At 61.0% G+C, this 19,640-nt stretch carries 15 protein-coding genes; 13 read left to right on the top strand and 2 right to left on the bottom strand.

Features of this window, described 5'->3' with window-relative positions:
• Positions 1–140 precede the first annotated feature (140 nt).
• From ACYZT2_RS00975 to ACYZT2_RS00945, 7 genes are all read left to right on the top strand, one after another.
• The gene (locus ACYZT2_RS00975; RefSeq protein WP_461969365.1) at positions 141–1,706 is read left to right on the top strand and encodes a glycosyltransferase; all 1,566 of its coding nucleotides are present in this window, start codon (positions 141–143) and stop codon (positions 1,704–1,706) included.
• Positions 1,700–3,004, top strand: coding sequence for a glycosyltransferase (locus ACYZT2_RS00970; RefSeq protein WP_461969363.1), 1,305 nt, complete (start codon positions 1,700–1,702; stop codon positions 3,002–3,004). The genes ACYZT2_RS00975 and ACYZT2_RS00970 overlap by 7 nt, the downstream gene beginning before the upstream one ends.
• Positions 3,001–3,894: a class I SAM-dependent methyltransferase gene (locus ACYZT2_RS00965; RefSeq protein WP_461969361.1), complete on the top strand. Its 894-nt coding sequence runs from the start codon at positions 3,001–3,003 to the stop codon at positions 3,892–3,894. Before ACYZT2_RS00970 ends, ACYZT2_RS00965 begins: the two co-directional genes overlap by 4 nt.
• The gene (locus ACYZT2_RS00960) at positions 3,891–5,045 is read left to right on the top strand and encodes an acyltransferase family protein (protein ID WP_461969359.1); all 1,155 of its coding nucleotides are present in this window, start codon (positions 3,891–3,893) and stop codon (positions 5,043–5,045) included. Before ACYZT2_RS00965 ends, ACYZT2_RS00960 begins: the two co-directional genes overlap by 4 nt.
• Positions 5,039–5,875 (top strand): class I SAM-dependent methyltransferase, encoded by an 837-nt coding sequence (locus tag ACYZT2_RS00955; protein ID WP_461969357.1) that lies wholly within the window; start codon positions 5,039–5,041, stop codon positions 5,873–5,875. Before ACYZT2_RS00960 ends, ACYZT2_RS00955 begins: the two co-directional genes overlap by 7 nt.
• 153 nt (positions 5,876–6,028) lie before the next feature.
• On the top strand, positions 6,029–7,225 hold the full coding sequence (locus tag ACYZT2_RS00950) for a DUF3142 domain-containing protein (protein ID WP_461969355.1): 1,197 nt from the start codon (positions 6,029–6,031) through the stop codon (positions 7,223–7,225).
• Positions 7,212–9,344 carry a hypothetical protein gene (locus tag ACYZT2_RS00945; RefSeq protein WP_461969353.1) on the top strand — a complete coding sequence of 711 codons (2,133 nt, stop codon included), beginning with the start codon at positions 7,212–7,214 and terminating at the stop codon, positions 9,342–9,344. The genes ACYZT2_RS00950 and ACYZT2_RS00945 overlap by 14 nt, the downstream gene beginning before the upstream one ends.
• Before the next feature lie 17 nt (positions 9,345–9,361).
• Here the strand turns inward: ACYZT2_RS00945 and ACYZT2_RS00940 are convergent, their stop codons facing one another.
• Positions 9,362–9,991, bottom strand: a complete 630-nt coding sequence (locus ACYZT2_RS00940; RefSeq protein ID WP_461969351.1) for a LysE family translocator — start codon at positions 9,989–9,991, stop codon at positions 9,362–9,364.
• A 145-nt stretch (positions 9,992–10,136) separates the two neighbouring features.
• Here ACYZT2_RS00940 and ACYZT2_RS00935 point away from each other — a divergent pair, with 145 nt between their 5' ends.
• From ACYZT2_RS00935 to cfaB, 6 genes are all read left to right on the top strand, one after another.
• The gene (locus ACYZT2_RS00935) at positions 10,137–10,610 is read left to right on the top strand and encodes an Lrp/AsnC family transcriptional regulator (RefSeq protein WP_449438355.1); all 474 of its coding nucleotides are present in this window, start codon (positions 10,137–10,139) and stop codon (positions 10,608–10,610) included.
• A 210-nt stretch (positions 10,611–10,820) separates the two neighbouring features.
• A complete protein-coding gene (gene hflK, locus ACYZT2_RS00930) occupies positions 10,821–12,776 on the top strand; it encodes a protease modulator HflK (RefSeq protein WP_461973303.1) in 1,956 nt (651 codons plus the stop codon).
• Entirely contained in the window at positions 12,773–13,822 is a 1,050-nt protein-coding gene (hflC, locus tag ACYZT2_RS00925; RefSeq protein WP_461969348.1) for a protease modulator HflC, read from the top strand. Before hflK (ACYZT2_RS00930) ends, hflC begins: the two co-directional genes overlap by 4 nt.
• A complete protein-coding gene (gene hflK, locus ACYZT2_RS00920; protein ID WP_461969346.1) occupies positions 13,819–14,877 on the top strand; it encodes a protease modulator HflK in 1,059 nt (352 codons plus the stop codon). Before hflC ends, hflK (ACYZT2_RS00920) begins: the two co-directional genes overlap by 4 nt.
• Positions 14,874–16,784: a cation-translocating P-type ATPase gene (locus ACYZT2_RS00915; protein WP_461969344.1), complete on the top strand. Its 1,911-nt coding sequence runs from the start codon at positions 14,874–14,876 to the stop codon at positions 16,782–16,784. Before hflK (ACYZT2_RS00920) ends, ACYZT2_RS00915 begins: the two co-directional genes overlap by 4 nt.
• Positions 16,785–16,981: 197 nt before the next feature.
• Positions 16,982–18,169, top strand: coding sequence for a C17 cyclopropane fatty acid synthase CfaB (cfaB, locus tag ACYZT2_RS00910; protein WP_461969342.1), 1,188 nt, complete (start codon positions 16,982–16,984; stop codon positions 18,167–18,169).
• On the opposite strand, the gene cls is transcribed toward cfaB, so the two are convergent.
• Positions 18,166–19,605 (bottom strand): cardiolipin synthase, encoded by a 1,440-nt coding sequence (cls, locus tag ACYZT2_RS00905; protein WP_461969340.1) that lies wholly within the window; start codon positions 19,603–19,605, stop codon positions 18,166–18,168. The genes cfaB and cls overlap by 4 nt on opposite strands.
• Positions 19,606–19,640: the final 35 nt, after the last annotated feature.

Here is a 19,640-nt window from a genome sequence, read left to right as displayed (position 1 = left end):
ACTCCGCGAAACTGACCACTAAAACAAGAACGTAGACGGACACGAAGACTATAGACGAGGGCGGGTACACGCCGACTCGATCCGTGGCTTCGCCGTCATAGAGTGAGGTTGCCGGGATGGCGGCTTCATCGTGGGATGCCATGAATTTTATTCTTTACTCGGACGTCAACGACAGCTCCATCAGCCAGAGCCTCGGTCGCCCCGAATACAGTTATTACTTCGTGCTCAAGGCTTATCGCCCAGTGCTCGAAAGCCTTGGGCGGGTGCATGTGGTGTCCTCCCCCGCTGAGGTCGACCCCCTTTACAGGCAACTGCTTGCCGCCGGCGAAGACAGCCTGTTCCTGTCTTTCACCCCGCCGCAGAAAACCCCGAACGACCTTGAGTGCCCGACAATTTGTGTGGTGGCCTGGGAGTTCGATTCGATTCCCGATGAGCAGTGGGACAACGATCCCCGGCAGGACTGGACCCGCATGTTGGCGCGCCAGGGCCGGGTGATCACGCTTTCCAGCCATACCGCCCGGGCGATCCGTCGGGCCATGGGCGAAGACTTTCCGGTGTTGGTCTTGCCGACCCCGTTGTGGGAAAACTTCGCAGCCATTCGTAGCCGCCATACCAGTGTGCCGGTCAATGCCGGTTCAACGCTGGACATCAAGGGTTGCATTTTTGACACGCGCACGCTCGGGCTTAGCGCCGATGCGCTGATTCCGGTCCCGCCGACCGCCGAGGAGTTAGCCGCGCTGGAGGCTTTGAAGCCGCCGCCGCTGACGCTGAAACGGCGTTTCGTCATCGCCAGGCACTACTTGCGCCTGTGGGCGCTGGACCTGGGCAAAGCGCAACCGATCCCGGTTCACCGCACTCATTTTTTAAGCCAGTGGTACTGGGAGGGGATTCGTGACCTGCTGTCGGACGCTGCTCATGCGCGGCTCGCTGGCTACCTGCCGAAGATTGCAGGTCCACAGACAATCGCCGCGCCCGAGCCTGTGTCGCTGGATTTGCCGGACACCAGCGCCCAGGTCGAAGCCCGGGTCGACGGCGTGGTCTACGTCACTGTGTTCAACCCCAGGGACGGGCGCAAGAATTGGCATCAACTGATCAGCGCATTCTGCTGGGCGTTCCGGGACACCGCGGACGCCACGCTGGTGCTGAAGATTACCCAGAGCGACCTGTCGTCCTATTACACCGAGCTGATGACCTTGCTGGCGCAACTGTCACCGTTCGCCTGTCGGGTGGTGGTGATGCACGGCTACCTGGACGATCCGCAATATGCCCGTCTCTATGAGGCGGCGAGTTATTACGTCAACGCCTCGCGCTGCGAAGGGTTGTGTCTGCCGCTGATGGAGTTCATGGCCAGCGGCAAACCGGTGATCGCCCCGGATCACACGGCCATGGAGGATTACATCGATGAACGCGTGGCGTTTGTGGTCAAGTCCAGCGAAGAGCTGACCATCTGGCCTCAGGACACCCGCATCATCTACCGCACCCTGCGTTATCGACCGGACTGGGGGTCGTTGAAAACGGCCTACGAAAACAGCTATCGGATCGCCAAGGAACAGCCGCTGGAGTATCAGCAGATGTCTCACGCCGCGGTCGAGCGCATGCACGATTACTGCGCATTCGCTGCGGTGCAACATCGCTTGGCGGACTTTTTCGGGCTGGCGCCACACGGTGTGTCGGCAGCGACCGTCACGGATAACGCCTCATGCTGATCATCATTTATTCAGAAACCAACCAGCACACCATTGCCCGGAACCTGGGCCGTTCGGAGTACAGCTATTACTTCGTGCTCAAAGAGTATCGACCGGTGCTGGAGCGACTGGGGCGGGTAGTGGAGGTCAGCGATCCGCAGAGCGAAGTCGACGCCCTGTACCTCGACTGTCTGTCCCGTGGCGAAGACTGCGTGTTCCTGTCGTTCTCGCCGCCGCATCGCACGCCGGTTCATTTTGCCTGTCCGACCCTGGCAGTGTTCGCGTGGGAATTCAGCACCATTCCCAACGAGCCGTTCGCCGGTGAACCGCGTAATGACTGGCGCACGGTATTGCGCGCGAGCGGTGCGGCCATCACCCATTCCAGCTACACCGTCAATGCCGTGCGCGAAGCCATGGGCGCCGACTATCCGATCGTCGCGGTACCGGCACCGGTGTGGGATCGCTTTGCCGCACGCGGTGCGCAATTGCAGCATCAGCCATTGGCCCGTCAGGTGCGATTGAAGATCAAAGGCTTGCTGGCGGACAGTCGTCAACTTGATCTGCGGGCCTTTGGTCCTGCGCATTTGCGTGCCGGCAAGGGCATCGACTTTCAGGCGCCCGCTGGTGAACGGGAGCTGGTGCTCGACGGTGTGATCTACACCTCGGTGTTCAACCCCGGCGACGGGCGCAAGAATTGGGAAGACATGCTGAGTGCATTTTGCGTGACCTTCCGCGAGGTAGAAGACGCGACGCTAGTGCTCAAGCTGACGCATCACGATGCCGAAGAAGCGCTGACCGATATCCTTCATCACTTGTACAAAAACCAGTCCTACCGCTGCCGTATCGTGTTGATTTATGGCTACCTCGCGGATGCGGACTACGAACGTCTGGTGCAGGCCACGAGTTACGTGGTGAATACGTCCTACGGCGAAGGCCAGTGCCTGCCACTGATGGAATTCATGTCATGCGGCAAGCCGGCAGTGGCGCCGCGCACCACGGCGATGATCGATTATCTGGACGCGGACAATGCTTTCCTCATCGACTCCACGGATGAGCTGACGGCCTGGCCCCACGACCCGCGCAAGGCGTTTCGCACTCTGCGCTACATCACCAACTGGGCCTCGTTATGCACGGCCTATCGGGCCAGCTATGACGTGGCCAAAAACGACCCGCAACGCTACGCAAAAATGTCCGCCCACGCGGTGACCAGCCTGCAAAACTTCTGCAGCCAGGCAACCGCTGAACAGCGTCTGAAAGAATTCCTTGCCCGGTTATTCGAAACCCGCGCTGCGGCTGCCGTGGAAACCCCCGAGGCATGATCCGCGCATTGATGAGGCGGCTGCGTCCAGTGGCGGAACCCAAACCTGTGCCTGCACCGGTTGCGCAAGGCAACGTGTCACCGCGCGATGTCGGCTTGCATGACGCCATCCTCGATGGCTGGTTTTTGAACGAAAGCGGCGAATTGCTCAAGGGCTTTGCGATCACCGCGGACGACACTTTGCTGGATGTCGGTTGCGGTGAGGGCGTTGCGACGTTGTTTGCGGTGCGTCAGGGCGCCTCAGTGATTTTCACTGACAGTGAACACGACAAGGTCCGAGACCTGGCCCGGCAAGTGGAAGCGCAGACGGACAAGCCAAGCCTGGGGCTGGTCAGCAATAGCCTGCCGTTGCCGCTGGCTGATGGCTGCGCGAGCAAAGTCGTGTGCATGGAAGTGCTCGAACACATCGACCAGCCCGAGCCGTTCATGGCCGAGTTGGTGCGCATGGGCCGTCCGGGCGCGCAGTACCTGCTGAGCGTGCCGGCGCACGTGGGCGAGCATTTGCAACAGGGCATCGCCCCGGCCAGCTATTTTCAGTCGCCCAATCACGTACAGATTTTTACCCCGGAACGCTTCGCCGCGCTGGTGGAGGACGCCGGTCTGGTGATCGAGCATCGTCAGGCCACCGGGTTTTTCTGGGTGATGGGCATGATTTTCTTCTGGGCCAGCGAGCGCGCAGCCGGGCGCGACTTGGGCGGCGCGGTACGTGACCGGATTCAGGCGCCGTATCCGCCACTGATGGAGAGCTGGGCGAAAACCTGGCAAGACTTGCTGGCGCAACCCAATGGGCTGGCGATCAAGCAGATGCTCGATCAGTTCATGCCCAAGAGCCAGGTGATCATTGCACGCAAACCGATGGCGACCGACTCAAAGGCCGGGACTGCGCCATGAGCAGTCGACGGATTCTCGACATCGAGTTGTTGCGCGGGATCGCCGTGCTTGGTGTGCTGGTGCATCACCTGCAAACCATGCCGTTTCCGGGAGGGCTGCCGGGTTTCGAATCGGGCACGGCCCACGGGCAATTCTGGTGGGGTGTGGACCTGTTTTTCGTCATCTCGGGGTTTGTGATCGCCCGTGGCCTGATTCCGCTGCTGCGTGAATGCCAGACACCGCACGCCTTCTGGCAGGAAACCCGCGATTTCTGGATTCGCCGGGCCTTTCGTCTGTTGCCATCCGCCTGGTTGTGGCTGCTGCTGATGTTGTCGGGCGCACTGTTTTTCAATCATTCGGGTGCCTTTGGCACGGTGCAGGCCAATCTGCAGGCCACGCTGGCGGGTTTCCTGCAGTTTGCCAATTTCCGCTTTGCCGAAAGCTTCATGCGCTTCGAATACGGTGCCAGTTTCGTTTACTGGAGCCTGTCCCTTGAAGAGCAGTTCTACCTGTTGCTGCCGTTACTGATCCTCATTTGCCGCAAGCGTCTGGTGTGGGTGTTGCTGGCCTTGATTGCCGTGCAGCTGTTCACTTGGCGTTCAGCGCTGTTGATGAGCATCAGGACCGATGCCCTGGCATTGGGCGTATTGCTGGCGATGTGGAGCTCAAGGCCGAGCTATTTGGCCTGGGAGCCGCAGTTGTTGCGCCGCCCTTGGTCAGGCCCGTTGATGCTGATCGGTGTGGCGGCGGGATTGAGCGTTCTGGCGGGTCCCCTGTTCAATCTGGCGAGTTATCGGACAGGAGCGCATGCCTTGCTGTGCGCGGCGCTGGTCTGGATTGCTTCCTACAATCGCGATTACTTGCTGCCCAAGGGCAAGCTCAAACAAATATTGGTCTGGTTGGGTGCCCGCTCCTACGGGATTTACCTGATACACATCCCCGCGTTTTTTGTCGTACGCGAAGGCTGGTTTCGTTTCGCGCCTGCCGGTTCGCAGGACGTGGCGATGCAGCCGGCACTGGCGCTGTTTTTCGCCATGACCCTGATCGTGCTGCTGAGCGAACTCAACTACCGATTCATCGAGCTGCCCATGCGCAACCGGGGTGCCCATCTGGTGCAACGCTTGCGTATGTCCCGATCAGCCCTTCCATCCTCTGGAGCCACCTCATGCTGAGCCTTTTGAAGAAACTCACGACGGGCACGTCCGTTGCCGCGAAGCCGCTGACGCCCGCGCCCTCGGTTGCCGACAAGGTCGACCCGTACATGCTCGGCCTGCACGATGCGATGCTCAGTGGCTGGTTCAATCAGCAAACCGGCGAGCTGTTCAGCGGATTCCCGGTCAGCCCCGAAGACACGCTGCTGGATGTGGGCTGCGGTGACGGTGGCAACGTTCATTTCTGCGGCATGCGCGGGGCGAAGATCATCATTGCCGACATCGACGCCGCCAAGGTCGAAGCGACTCGTCAGCGCCTGAGCGATACGCCGGCGCGGGGCGTCGAGTGCCATGTCACGGACTGCAACCCGCTGCCGATTGCCGACGCCACCGCGACCCGGGTGGTGTCCACCGAAGTCATCGAACACGTGGACGATCCTGCGCAGTTCCTCGCCGAACTGGTGCGGGTCGGCAAGCCCGGGGCGCTGTATTTGCTCAGCGTTCCACACCCGAGTTCCGAAGACCTGCAAAAAGACATCGCCGCGCCGGAGTATTTCCAGAAGCCCAACCACATTCGCATCATCAGCGAAGAGCAGTTCAAGGCGATGGTCAGCGACGCTGGCCTGGAAGTCATCAGCCACAGCCAGTACGGATTTTATTGGTCGATGTGGATGCTGTTGTTCTGGGAAGCCAAGGTCGATTTCAGCAATGCCGACCACCCGTTGCTCAACCATTGGGCCGACACCTGGCAAGCCGTGCTGTCCTCGCCACGGGGTGCGCAGATCAAACAGGCGCTGGACGCAGTGGTGGCGAAAAGTCAGGTGATCATTGCCCGCAAGCCTGTTATGTAGGAGCCAGGCTTGCCGGCGAAAGCGTCCTCAAGTGCGCCTTCGCCGGCAAGCCTGGCTCCTACGGAAAAACGGTTCACTCGCCCTCGCCACAGGTATCTGTGTGGCGAGAGACTGCATTACCCTATAGCCCTGTGTTTAGAGATCAGGGAAGTCATGTCGTTTTTCATTCGTCTTTCGGCCTTGCTCGCCGCATTGCTGTTGCTCAACGGTTGCGAGCGACCGGACGCACCGCCACTCGATCAGCAACTCTACGTCTGGCAACGGCAATGGACGCCGGCCCATGATGCCGCTTTGCGCGATAGCCGCCCCGACTTCTCGACCTTGCGCGTACTGGCCTTGCAGGCGTTTCCACAGGCCGGCTGGAGCCGGGCGCGGATCGATTCGGCGCTGCTCAAGCGTGATGGTCGACCGCTGATTGCAGTGGTTCGTCTGGATGGCCAGCTCCAGGGACTGGATCAGGACGAGGTCACGGCGCACATCCAGCAGGTGCTCAGCGATTGGCAAGGGCAGGGGCTGATCCTCTCCGGCGTGGAAATCGACCACGATGCGGGCAACGCCCGGCTACCGGCCTATCGCGAATTCCTCACGCATCTACGCGCTGTTCTGCCGGCCTCCTTGCCACTGAGCATCACCGCATTGCCGGCCTGGCTCGACAGCCCCGAATTGCCGGCGCTGCTGGCGACAGTCGACAGCAACGTATTGCAGGTGCATGCGGTGAGCGATCCACGGCGTGGGCTGTTCGACCCGGATCAGGCCCGGCAATGGGCCAAGGCCTGGAGCCGCATTACCCCGAAACCGTTTTATCTGGCGCTGCCGGCTTATGGCGTAGCGTTGTTGCCAGGGGTCAGTGGCGCACCGATCGTGGAAAGTGAAGTGCCCATCGAGCGGGGCGGCGAACGCCGGGAGTTACTGGCGGATCCGCGGCAACTGAGCAAACTCGGTGCCGAGTTGCGCGTCGATCCACCGGCTCATCTGGCCGGGCTGATCTGGTTTCGCCTGCCGCTGGCCAATGATCGCAGGGCCTGGAGCCTGACGACACTGGTCGCTGTGGCGCGTGGCGATACGCTCGACAGCCGCGTGGGGCTGAAGCTCTCGGCGCAGGACGGCCTCTACGACATCAGCGTCAACAACCAAGGCAATCTCGACAGCGCCTGGCCCGAACACCTGACTCTGGCGGTGCAGGGCTGCGAGGGCGCCGATGCACTGGCCGGTTATGCATTGCAGCAGCGCCCGGATCTGCTTACCTTCACCCGCCTGCGCGAGGGTCGAATCCCGGCCGGCGGGCAGCGCGCCATCGGTTGGGCACGCTGCGCACATATTGATCAAGGAGGTTCGAATGTTCACCCGTAACTGGCCCCGCCATGTGCTTTGCCTGAGCCTCAGCCTGCCGTTGGGTTCGGCGCTGGCCTGCGGGCCGGACTTCCCCATGCGCCTGCTGGACAACCGTGGCCAGTCGCTGGCGGAGCTGCCGGAAGGCAACTTCAACCTTGAGATCAACCGCCTCGGGAATGCCATCGCGGGACTGAAAAACGTCACGGCTGCCACCAATATTCCGGGGGACGGTTACGGCGATGCGCCGGATTACGCGGGTCAGCGCAACATCGCCGAACAGGCTGGTCTGACGCCCGGGCAGAAAGCGCTGGTGCAACAGCTGCGTAGCCTCACCGATGCCCATCAGGTTGAAGAGCAAGGCGCGAGCCTGCCGGCCGAGCATAGGTTCTATCTGGCGGGCGCGGTGGCGGTCAACGCCGGTGATCACGGTTTGGCCGCCGAATACTTTCAGAAAGTGCTGGCGCTGCCGGGGGATCAACGCGCGTTGCGCAGTACCTGGGCGGCTTACTCGTTGGGGCGGGCATTGTTTGCCATGAGTTCAGAGGCGGACGCCGGTCCCGACCTGTTGGCTCAATCCCGAAAGGCCTTCGAGCAGACTCGTCAATTGAGCATCGCGGGCTTCAGCGACCCGTTGGAGCTGGGTGTTGCCAGCCTCGGCGAAGAAGCGCGAGTGGCCCGCACCGCTGGGGACTGGGACAGTGCTATCGAACTCTACGCGACGCAGAACCTCCACGGTTCGGCGGTGGGCTACAGCTCGTTGAAGTTGTTGATGGCCGATCTGGCGGCGATGCCAGACGATCAACTGGCCGGGTTGCTCAAGGGCAAAGCGGTGCAGCAACTGGTGACGGCGTCGTTGATCAGTCGACTGGGCTGGTCATTCGGTGATCAACCGCCGAACGAACAAAAACTGATCAAACTGCTGCAAAACAGCACCCGTGGCAGTCTGGATAACGCGGATCGCCTGGCGGCGATGAATTATCAACAGGGCGATTACGCCAGTGCCAAAGCCTTCCTCGAACACGCCGGTGACGGTGGCCTCGCGTGGTGGCTGCGGGCGAAACTGGCGTTGCGTGATGGCGACAAAGGCGCTGCCGCCGCGGCGTATGCCAAGGCAGCCCAGGCCTTCCCGCAAAATGAGTCCTGGGGCGAACGACGGACCCCGGACTGGGATTACGAAACGGTGCAGCCCAAGTGCCGGGTCGACGGCGAAAGCGCGATCCTGGCCCTGCAACGCGGGGATTATCTGCAAGCCTTTGATCAGCTATATCGCAGCCAAAACATTTACTGGTACGACGCGGCCACCGTTGCCGAGCGGGTGCTGACCCTCGATGAACTCAAGCAGTACGTCGACACCCAGGTGCCCGCACCGCCGCCGCTCAGTCAACAGGATCGCGACAATTATGTGCCGTTGTCGGTAGCCGCCAGCCTGCGCAATCTGCTGGGACGACGGTTGTTGCGTGAAGGGCGTTATGGCGAAGCACCAGGGTATTTCGACAATGCTGTCTTGCAGGCCAAGGCCAAGTGGTACGGTGAGTTGCGCCACGACGCCGAATCAAAATGGTGGCCGACCAAACGGGCATTCGCTTACTACTACGCCGCGACAGTGGCCCGTTACGATGGGATGGAGTTGTTGGGCTACGAAATGTCCCCGGATTACGCGACCTTCGGCGGCAATTACAGCCTGGAGGCTCCCGATCTCAAGGTTGGGCCGCTGATAGCCGAAGGTGAGGTGCAGCGTCGGCAAGCCACGGTGGCGCAACCGGATGAACGCTTCCATTACCGTTATATCGCCACAGCCTTGGCGAGTAAGGCCGCTGATCACCTTCCCCACACCAGTCAGGCGTTTGCTTCAGTGCTGTGCAAGGCTTCAACGTGGGGTACCAGCCTGCAAGAGCAAAGCGCGTTCTACCGTCGTTACGTAGAGGAGGGACCGTATGTGATCTGGGCCGGTGATTTCGGTCATCAATGCCAGGATCCAGACTTCCAGAGCGCTGATAAGCGTTATGTGACTCAGGTCACCGACGCTGCGCGATCTGTTCTGCGGCCCTACAAGAAACCATTGCAGATCGGCGGTGTGTTAGCGATCACGGCAGCGGCGCTGTTACTGATCAGTCGCCGCCGCCGTAGAGCGCGATAACCCTCAACCTTCAAGCCTCAAGCCTGCTGCACAAAGGTCAGCCGCACCGCGAAGCCGATCAGCAGGCTGCCGAACAACCACTGCTGCATCCGCTGGGCCGATGGACTGCGTTGCAGCCAGCGACCCAGTGCGGCGCCGACCAGCGCGTAGGCGCTGTCGAACAACAACCCGACACCCACCAGCATCATGCCCAGCGTCGCAAATTGCATGAGCACCGGCCCGGCGTGCGGATCAATGAACTGCGGCAACAGCACCGAGCAGAACAGCAGCGCCTTGGGGTTGAGCAGGTTGGTCAGCAAACCGCGCTGGATCGCCTCGCTCCAATGCGGTTTTTCAGATGTGGAACCTGCACTGTTCAAGCTCGGCAGCATCGTGGTGCGCAGGCACTGAATGCCGATCCACAGCAGGTACGCAGCCCCGACCAGGCGCACCACGTCGAAGGTCCAGGGTGCCGTCTTGAACAGCGCCGCCAAACCCAACGCGGCCAAGGCTACATGACAACCACGCGCTATGCCCAGCCCCAACGCCGTGGCCAGCGCCGCGCCTTTGCCCTGACGCGCGCCGGTCTGCAACAGCAGAATCATGTCCGGGCCGGGCAACAGGTACACCACCGCCAGTGCCATGAAAAACAGCCAGAGTCCTGCCATGTTGCACCCCATTCGTTGTCGATTTGGTGGGATCAGTCTATGGCTGGAGGGCTGGGCAGGTGGTTGCGTAGTCAGCTTCTAAAGCTTCGATATTTGGCATAACCTGCCATTTTATGATGATCGAACCATCGGGATCTGCCAAACCATGAAACTGGACGCTTACGACCGCAAGATTCTCGCCGCGCTGCAACGGGACGGTCGCCTGAGCAACGTGCAATTGGCTGACGAAATCGGTTTGTCCGCCTCACCCTGTTTGCGTCGGGTACGGATGCTGGAGGAGGCGGGAGTGATTCGCGGCTATCAGGCCAATCTGGATCGAGATGAAGTGGGCCTTGGGCTGACGGTGTTTGTCGGGGTCAAAGTCGAACGACACAACGATGAACAGGCCGAAGCGTTTCGCCTGGCCGTGACGGCATTGCCTGAGGTGATTTCGGCGTTCCTGGTGTCTGGGGAATCGGATTTTCTGCTGCAAGTGGTGGTGCCGGATTTGCGCGCCTATGACCGTTTTCTCACCGGGCGACTGCTGAAATTGCCGGGCGTGAGCGACATCCGCAGCAACTTTGCGATTCACACGGTAAAGACGCCGGGGGCATTGCCGTTGGAGCATTTGCCCACCTGAAAAGCGAAAAGATCGCAGCCTGCGGCAGCTCCTACAGAGGTTGTGTACATCCACGGAATGGAGAGTCACAGGGTCCCTGTAGGAGCTGCCGAAGGCTGCGATCTTTTGATTTTCCTACCTCTGCATCGCCATACCCTCGATTCAGAATGAAAATTTCACCCTATTCGTTATATCGTAACGCTTTGTGACGTGAGCAATGTCTGGGGTGATATGCAAGTCGATCTCGATGGCGATGGAGCACAGATAGCAGGGCTGCCGCGCTTTCAGCAGGCGGTCCTTCAAGGACGTCGATTGCGGCAATTGGCAATCGGTTTAGGGGCCTTGTCGGCATCAGGCTTGGTGCTGGCGTTTTTTGTCGGACTGTTTGCGCCGCAGTCGCTCTGGTCAGCATTGTTGGTCAATCAGAGCGCCGGTTTGCTGGTGCTGGTCGGCGGCCTGCAATCGGCCTGGTGGGTGGCGCAATGGCGCGCACAAGTGATGAACCCGACGGTGCTGGTCGTCACTGAAGAACCCATTGCCGCCGAAGGCTGGTACGAGCGGTTGCTGGACCGGATCAGTCAGCGCTGGTTGCGTTTGCTGGGGCAGATCGGGGCACCGACGCTTTGGCTTGGCGGCTGGGCGTTTTTGACGTTGTACAGCATCGAGCAAGTCTGGAATCTGACCTTGCCGCCCGCTACGTTGGGGTTGTCGGCCAGTGTCGGCGCCGCGCTATCGTTGTTGCTGGCTTTCGGTTTGCTGGTGCTGGAGCGGCAACTGGCGCAGGAAAACGTCGCTCAGTGGCCCGAAGCCGGGTCGTTGGCGCAGCTGACGCGGGTCGCGATTATTTGCCTGGTGCTCAGCGCACTGTGTTTGTTGTTCGGCAGCGAAACATCGGTCTGGCCGGTGCGTCTGGCGGTGCTGATCGGCTTGCTGCCAGGGCTGGTCGCCGTCGAGTTGCTACTGCGCGCCGTGTTGTCGCTGTTCAGCCCTCGTCGTGAACAGCTGGAACCGGCCTTGCTGGCGCGAAGTTTTGTCGCCGACATGCTGCGCTGGCCGCCGCAACCTTTGCTCGCATTGCAGCACGAATTGCACAACCGCTTCGGTATCGACCTGCGACAAATCTGGGCCTTCACCTATATGCGTCGGGCGTTTTTGCCGGTGCTGGCGGTGGTGACAATCGTCGGTTGGTCGCTCACCGGCATTCACGAAATACCGCTGCAGGGGCGCGGTATCTATGAGCGCTTTGGCAAACCGGTGGAAGTTTTCGGTCCCGGTTTGCATGCCGGTCTTCCGTGGCCGTTGGGTCGCGTGCTGAGTGTCGAGAACGGCGTAGTCCATGAGTTGGCCACCAGCGTGGGCGAAACGTCGGCACCGGTCAAAGCCGAACCGGCCGAAGGACCGGCACCGGCGATTGCCAATCGCTTGTGGGACGCCAGCCATGTGAACGACAAATCGCAGGTCATCGCCAGCAGCCGCGCCGACAAACAGAGCTTTCAGATCGTCAACATGGATGTGCGCTTCGTCTATCGAATCGGCCTGAGCGATCAGGCGGCGCTGGCCGCGACCTACAACAGCGCCGATGTACCGACGCTGATCCGCAGCACCGCCAGCCGGATTCTGGTTCACGATTTCGCCTCGCGAACCCTCGATGGTTTGCTCGGCGAGGACAGGGTAGGGCTCGCCGAAGAGATCGGCCGCGCCGTGCAGGCTGACCTGCAAAAACTCGACAGCGGCGTGGAAATTCTTGCCACGGTGGTCGAGGCCATCCACCCGCCAGCGGGGGCGGCCAATGCTTATCACGGCGTGCAAGCGGCGCAGATTGGTGCTCAGGCATTGATTTCCCGTGAGCGCGGCGCTGCGGCGGAGGCGACCAACCAGGCGCGATTGCAAGCCAGCATCGCTCACGATCAAGCCACGGCCAGTGCTCATGAAATCAACTCGACCGCTCAGGCCGCCGACCTGAAATTTGCCGCCGAGCGAAAGGCGTTTTCCAGCGCCGGCCAGGCCTTTGTACTGGAGCAATACCTCAGCCAACTGACCCAAGGTTTGGCCAACGCCAAGCTACTGGTTCTCGATCATCGTCTGGGCGGCAGCGGTAATGCGCCGACCATCGACCTACGCACATTCACGCTGCCGGCTGACCCTGCGCCGCCGCGTAATTCCGCTCAGCCAGGAGCCATCCATTGAGCCAGCCGACGCCTACACACAATCGCGATCACGATGATCACGCCGGCCACGATCACGGCCATGGCGGGCATCCCCACGGCCATCACCATCATCACCACGGCGATCCACACGAAGCTGGCCCTTTCCCGTGGCGGCGAATGGGTTGGGCGGCGTTGCTGGTGGCGTTTGCCATCGCGGCGGCGAGCCTGGTGCAAGTGCGTTCGGGAGAGGCCACGGTCATCACGCGCTTCGGCAATCCATCGCGGGTGTTGCTGCAACCGGGTCTTGGCTGGCGCTGGCCGGCACCGTTCGAGGCAGCGATCCCGGTGGACCTGCGCCTGCGCACCACCTCCAGCGGTTTGCAGGATGTGGGCACGCGCGATGGCCTGCGCATCATCGTGCAAGCCTACGTGGCCTGGCAGGTGCAGGGTGATCCGGACAACGTGCAACGTTTTATGCGCGCCGTACAGAACCAGCCGGACGAAGCCGCGCGGCAGATCCGCACCTTTGTCGGCTCGGCGCTGGAAACCACCGCCAGCAGTTTCGATCTGGCCAACCTGGTGAACACCGATGCCAACCAGGTACGCATCGCCGATTTTGAAGCGCAGCTGCGTCAACAGATTGATCAGCAGTTGCTCACCACCTATGGCGTGCGAGTGCTGCAAGTGGGCATCGAACGTCTGACGTTGCCGTCGGTGACGCTCACCGCGACTGTCGATCGTATGCGCGCCGAGCGTGAAACCATCGCCACTGAACGCACGGCCATCGGCAAGCGTGAAGCTGCGCAAATTCGCTCTGCGGCCGAGCGTGATGCGCGAATCGTGCAAGCTGATGCGACAGTGAAAGCTGCGGACATCGAAGCCCAATCCCGCGTCGAAGCCGCGCAAATTTACGGCCGTGCTTACGCCGGTTCGCCGCAGCTCTACAACTTGCTGCGCTCTCTCGACACCTTGGGCACCATCGTCACGCCAAGCACCAAACTGATTTTACGCACCGATGCCGCGCCGTTTCGGGTGTTGGTTGACGGCCCGCCGACGCTGGATAACAAGTCCGGGTCGCCGCCATGAGTTTAGTTCCACGTGGAACAAATGAGTTGAGCAGCCCCTGGATACAGGCCGGGCGCTTGGCTTTTCTGGCGCTTTACGCCGTGACTGTGCTGGCTGCGCTGGCGTGGGCATTCTCCAATGTGCGGCAAATCGACCCGCAAAATCGTGCCGCGGTGCTGCACTTCGGCGCATTGGATCGCATTCAAAATGCCGGTTTGTTGTTGGCATGGCCGCGCCCGTTCGAGCAGGTAATCTTGTTGCCGGCAGCGGATCGGGTGATCGAGCGCCGGGTGGAAAATCTGCTGCGCACCGATGCTGCATTGCAGGCGGATAGAGTCGCGAGTTTCGCCACGCCCATCAGCGATGCGCTCGCCGGCTCTGGTTATTTGTTGACCGGTGATGCAGGCGTCGTGCAACTGGATGTGCGGGTGTTCTATAAAGTCACCGAGCCCTATGCCTTCGTTCTTCAGGGTGAACATGTGCTGCCGGCGCTGGATCGGCTGGTGACGCGCAGTGCTGTGGCGCTCACTGCCGCACGAGATCTGGACACCATTCTGGTGGCTCGACCGGAACTGATCGGTGCCGACAATCAGGCCGCCGAGCGCCGCGAACGTCTACGTGGCGATCTGGTGCGGGGCATCAATCAGCGCTTGGCCGAACTGACGGCGACGGGGCAGGGGATGGGCATCGAAGTGGCGCGGGTCGATGTGCAATCGAGTCTGCCCGGCCCGGCGGTGAACGCGTTCAACGCGGTATTAACCGCCAGCCAGCAGGCCGACAAAGCCGTGGCCAACGCGCGCACTGAAGCCGAGAAGCTGACTCAGAGCGCCAACGAACAAGCCGACCGCACGCTGCAAGTGGCTCACGCCCAAGCCAGCGAACGCCTGGCAAAAGCTTCTGCCGACACCGCCACGGTGCTGAGTTTGGCCAAGGCGCAACCGCAAGGCACCGATCCGCAAATGCTGCTGCGTATTTACCGTGAGCGGATGCCGAAGATTCTCGGGCAGGCCGGCTCGGTGACCACAGTTGATCCGAAAGACGATTCCCGCCTGATCATTCAGGGAGCTACGCAATGACTGCCCAAACCGCCGCCGCGCCGAGCATGTTGTCCTCGGCTGAACAACGTAGTGCCGCGCGCCAGCTGACCCTGGCCATGCTTGCGCTTGGGTTGCTTGCGCTGGGCCTGCTCTGGCGCTGGTTGTCGCCGGAGCAGACCGGTGTGAGTCAATTGCTGCTGGGTTTCGCTTCCTTGCTGGTGGCCGTGCCGGTCATGCGCTCGGCGTGGTACAGCTTGCGTTATCCGAGCCTGCACGGGATCACCGATCAACTGATCGCCCTGGCCATGCTCGGTGCTTGGGCCACTGGTGATTTGCTCACTGCGGCACTGCTACCGATCATCATGATCTTCGGTCACGTGCTGGAAGAGCGCAGCGTGATCGGTTCCCAGGAAGCGATTCATGCGCTCGGCAAACTGACTCGCAGCCATGCGCGCAAGATTCAGGCTGACGGTTCCGTTGTAGAAGTCGACAACGGCACACTCAAGGCCGGTGACCTCGTCGAGGTGCGCGCCGGTGATCGAGTGCCGGCGGATGGCCGGGTGTTGTCCGGTCAGGCAAGCCTCGACACCGCCTCGATTACCGGTGAGTCGGTGCCAATAGAAGCTGGCGTGGGCATGCCGGTGTTCGGCGGGGCGATCAATCTGGATGGCCTGCTGCGCATTGAAGTGACCCGCACCGGTAACGAATCGACCCTGGGTAAAGTCATCGCGCTGATGCAAAGCGCCGAACGTTCCAAGCCGCCGATCACCCGTTTGCTCGAACGCTACGCCGGCAGCTACATGGTGCTGGTGTTGTTGCTGGCCGCCGTGACCTGGTTCGTGACCAACGATGCCCAAGCGATGCTCGCGGTGTTGGTCGCGGCTTGCCCTTGTGCATTGGTGTTGTCGGCACCGGCCACGGCGATTGCCGGGGTGGCGGTGGCGGCTCGGCACGGGATTCTGATTCGCAGCTCGGCGTTCCTCGAAGAGTTGGCTGACTTGACATCGTTGGTGGTCGACAAGACCGGAACCCTGACGTTCGGCACCTTGCGCCTGCAATCCATCGACAGTCCGCTGGAGGATCGCAGTCACGTACTGAAACTCGCCGCCAGCCTCGGTTCCGCCAGCAGCCACCCGGTCAGCCGTGCATTGGCCGGGTTGGTCTCTCAGGAACACTTTCTGCTGCTCTCTGACATTCATGAGCGTCAGGGGCTGGGCGTAGTGGCGATGACCGAGCAGGGCGAAGCGGCCCTCGGTCGTCCGGAGCTGTTCGCGCAATTGGGCATCGACACTTCAACTGTTCCCGAACACGACGGCCCGATTGCCGGGCTGGCACTCAACGGTGAGTTTCTCGCCTGGCTGTTGCTCGCCGACAGTATCAAACCCGAGGCGCGGTTTGCCCTGAGCGAATTGCGTGAACTGGGTTTGGGTCGTCAGTTGTTGCTCACCGGGGATCGGCAGAGCGTTGCGCACACGCTGGCCCGGGATGTGGGCATCAGCGATGTCGAGGCCCAGGCTTTGCCCGAGGACAAACTCAATCGTGTGCTGAAAGAAATCGGCAGCGGATTCCGGCCAATGGTAGTGGGAGACGGCATCAACGATTCCCTGGCGCTCAAGGCCGGTGTGGTCGGGGTGGCCATGGGCGCGGGCGGTGCGGACATCGCGCTGGCTTCGGCCGATATCGTATTGATCGGCAGCGACCTGCGCCGGCTCGGAACCTGTGTGCGCTTGAGTCGCCAATGTCGGCAGACCTTGCAGGTCAACGTGATTATCGGTTTGGGCTGGACCCTGGCCATCGTCGCGTTCGCCGCATTCGGCTGGCTCGGCGCGGCAGGCGCGATGATTGCCGCGCTGTTGCACAACTTGAGCACGTTATTGGTGCTCGGTAATGCGGGGCGTTTGCTACGCTTTCAGGAACCCCTGCTCAAGCTTAAGGATGAGGTGTGAGCGTCTACAACTTTTCAGAACTGTGTGCCGGATTTGTAGTCATCTAGGGTAAGGCGGTCATTTTCAACGGTCGCCCGCTGGCTGGCCTCACTGTTGGAAGCAATACCGGGAATAGAAAAAGGCTATTAATTCGATAGCCTGCTATTTTTCAAGGATGGTCTACCCTCAGATTGTCGTCTGAAAACGGGGGGCTTTTCATGCTCGCGCAACTTCCACCGGCCTTACAGAATCTGCATTTGCCGCTTCGCTTGCGTCTCTGGGACGGCCATGAGTTCAATCTGGGGCCGACGCCCAGCGTCACCATTGTGGTCAAGGACCCCCACATGGTTTCCCAGTTCACCCATCCCAGCCTCCATGCGCTGGGGGTGGCGTTTGTCGAAGGCAAACTGGAGCTGGAAGGCTCCATCAGCGACGTGATTCGTCTCGCCGATGAATGGAGTCAGGCGCTGCTCAACGAAGACGAAGCTGCGCAACCGGTACGCGCGGTTCACGACAAGGAAACCGACGCCAAAGCCATTTCCTACCACTACGACCTCTCCAACGCGTTCTACCAACTGTGGCTCGACAGCGACATGGCGTATTCCTGTGCCTACTTCGAGACCGGCAGTGAAACCCTCGAGCAAGCCCAACAAGCCAAGTTTCGCCACCTGTGCCGCAAGCTGCGGTTGCAGCCAGGCGAATATCTGCTGGATGTCGGTTGCGGATGGGGCGGTTTGGCGCGGTATGCGGCTCGAGAGTTCGGCGCAAAAGTGTTTGGAATCACGCTGAGTAAAGAGCAATTGGCGCTGGCCCGCGAACGGGTGAAAGCCGAAGGCCTGGAGGATCAGATCGAACTGCAGCTGCTCGACTACCGCGATTTGCCGCAGGACGGGCGCTTCGACAAGGTGGTCAGCGTGGGCATGTTCGAACACGTCGGCCACGCCAATCTGGCCGAGTACTGCAAAATCTTGTTCGGTGCGGTGAAAGAGGGCGGTCTGGTGATGAACCATGGGATCACCGCCAAGCACACCGACGGCCGGCCGGTTGGGCGCGGCGCCGGTGAATTCATCGAGAAGTATGTGTTCCCCAACGGCGAGCTGCCGCACTTGGCGATGATCTCGGCCGAGATCAGCGAAGCGGGGCTGGAGATCGTCGATGTCGAGAGTCTGCGCCTGCATTACGCGCGAACTCTGGACCACTGGAGCGAACGCCTGGAGGACAATCTGGAGGCTGCCGGCAAACTGGTGCCAGAACAGGCTCTACGCATCTGGCGGTTGTACCTGGCGGGATGCGCTTATGCCTTCGCCAGAGGCTGGATCAACCTGCATCAAATCCTCGCGGTGAAAGCCCATCCCGATGGCAGCCATGAACTGCCCTGGACCCGCGACGACATTTACAACCCTTAAAGGATCGGTGAAATAAGCCGAGCGATCCGCATGCCGATCTGTTGCAGGCGGTGAGTCTCCCGGCTTTCTTCTTTGGCGATTTCGTGAGCCTGGGCGAAGTCATCGCTGAGCATCTGTTCCACTTCGGCGGCAAATACGCTGTCGACCGTTAATAACATCACTTCGAAATTCAGCCGGAACGAACGGTTGTCCATGTTGGCGCTGCCAATGGCGCTGATTTCGTTGTCGATCAGCACCACTTTCTGATGCATGAACCCCGGCTGGTATCGGAACAAGCGCACGCCGGCACGTACCGCTTCGAAGGCGTAAAGGCTCGAAGCGGCGTAAACGATCCGGTGATCCGCTCGCGATGGCAACAGAATCCGTACATCCACACCACGCAATACGGCCAGTCGTAACGCGGCGAAGACCGCTTCGTCGGGGATGAAGTAAGGGGTGGTGATCCACACCCGTTCCGTCGCCGCATGGATGGCTTCGACGAAGAATAGCGAACAGGTTTCGTAGGAATCCGCCGGGCCGGTGGCCAGCAATTGGCAGAGCACGCCATCATCCGGATAAACCTCCGGCAGTATCAAGGGTGGAAGCGCACGGGCTGCCCAGAACCAGTCTTCGGCAAAGGACTCCTGCATGCAGGCCACCACCGGCCCGCGTACTTGCACGTGGGTGTCACGCCATGGCGCCAGGGGTGGTTTCTCGCCCATGTATTCGTCGCCGACGTTGAGCCCGCCGACAAAACCGACAATCCCGTCGACCACGACGATCTTGCGGTGGTTGCGGAAATTGACCTGAAAGCGGTTGAGCCAGCCACTGCGGGTGGCGAAGGCTTTGACCTCGATACCGGCATCTCGCAACGGTTGCACATAACCGTGGGGCAGGGAGTGGCTGCCGATGCGGTCGTAGAGCAAGTAAATCGCCACGCCCTCTGCAGCTTTCTTCGTCAGCAAGGTGTGCAGGCGTTGGCCGAGGCGGTCATCGTGGATGATGAAGAACTGGATCAATACCGCTTGCCGGGCGTTGCTGATGGCGTCGAAAATCGCATCGAAGGTGGCTTGGCCATCGATCAGCAAGCGCACTTCGTTATTGGCCAGACACGGCATGCGTCCCAGTTTTGGCATGGCCCTCAAAGACGCGTAGGCGCTGGAGGCACGCGCTGCCAGTGCCTCTTCTACCCAGGGGCGCCAGTTCAGCTCAGAGATGGCCTTGCGCATTTCCTCGTTGGCTTGCCGTCGGGCCTTGATGTAGCCATCGAAGGTGCTACGGCCGAAGACCAGATAAGGAATAAGTGTGAGGTAGGGAATGAACAGCAGTGACAGAGCCCAGGCGATCGAGCCTTGGGCGGTCCGAACGGTCAATACGGCATGGATGGCGGCAATCGAGCCCAGCGCGTGCAGCAGAGCGATGAGGTAACCGAAAACATGCGGTCCAAAATAATCCATGGGGCAGCCTTGCTCCTGAAGATTCAATGCTTAAC

This window comes from Pseudomonas sp. MDT1-85, from assembly GCF_054898065.1.
Note: the sequence above shows the minus strand (reverse complement) of the source record. Positions and strands in the feature narration are given on the sequence as shown.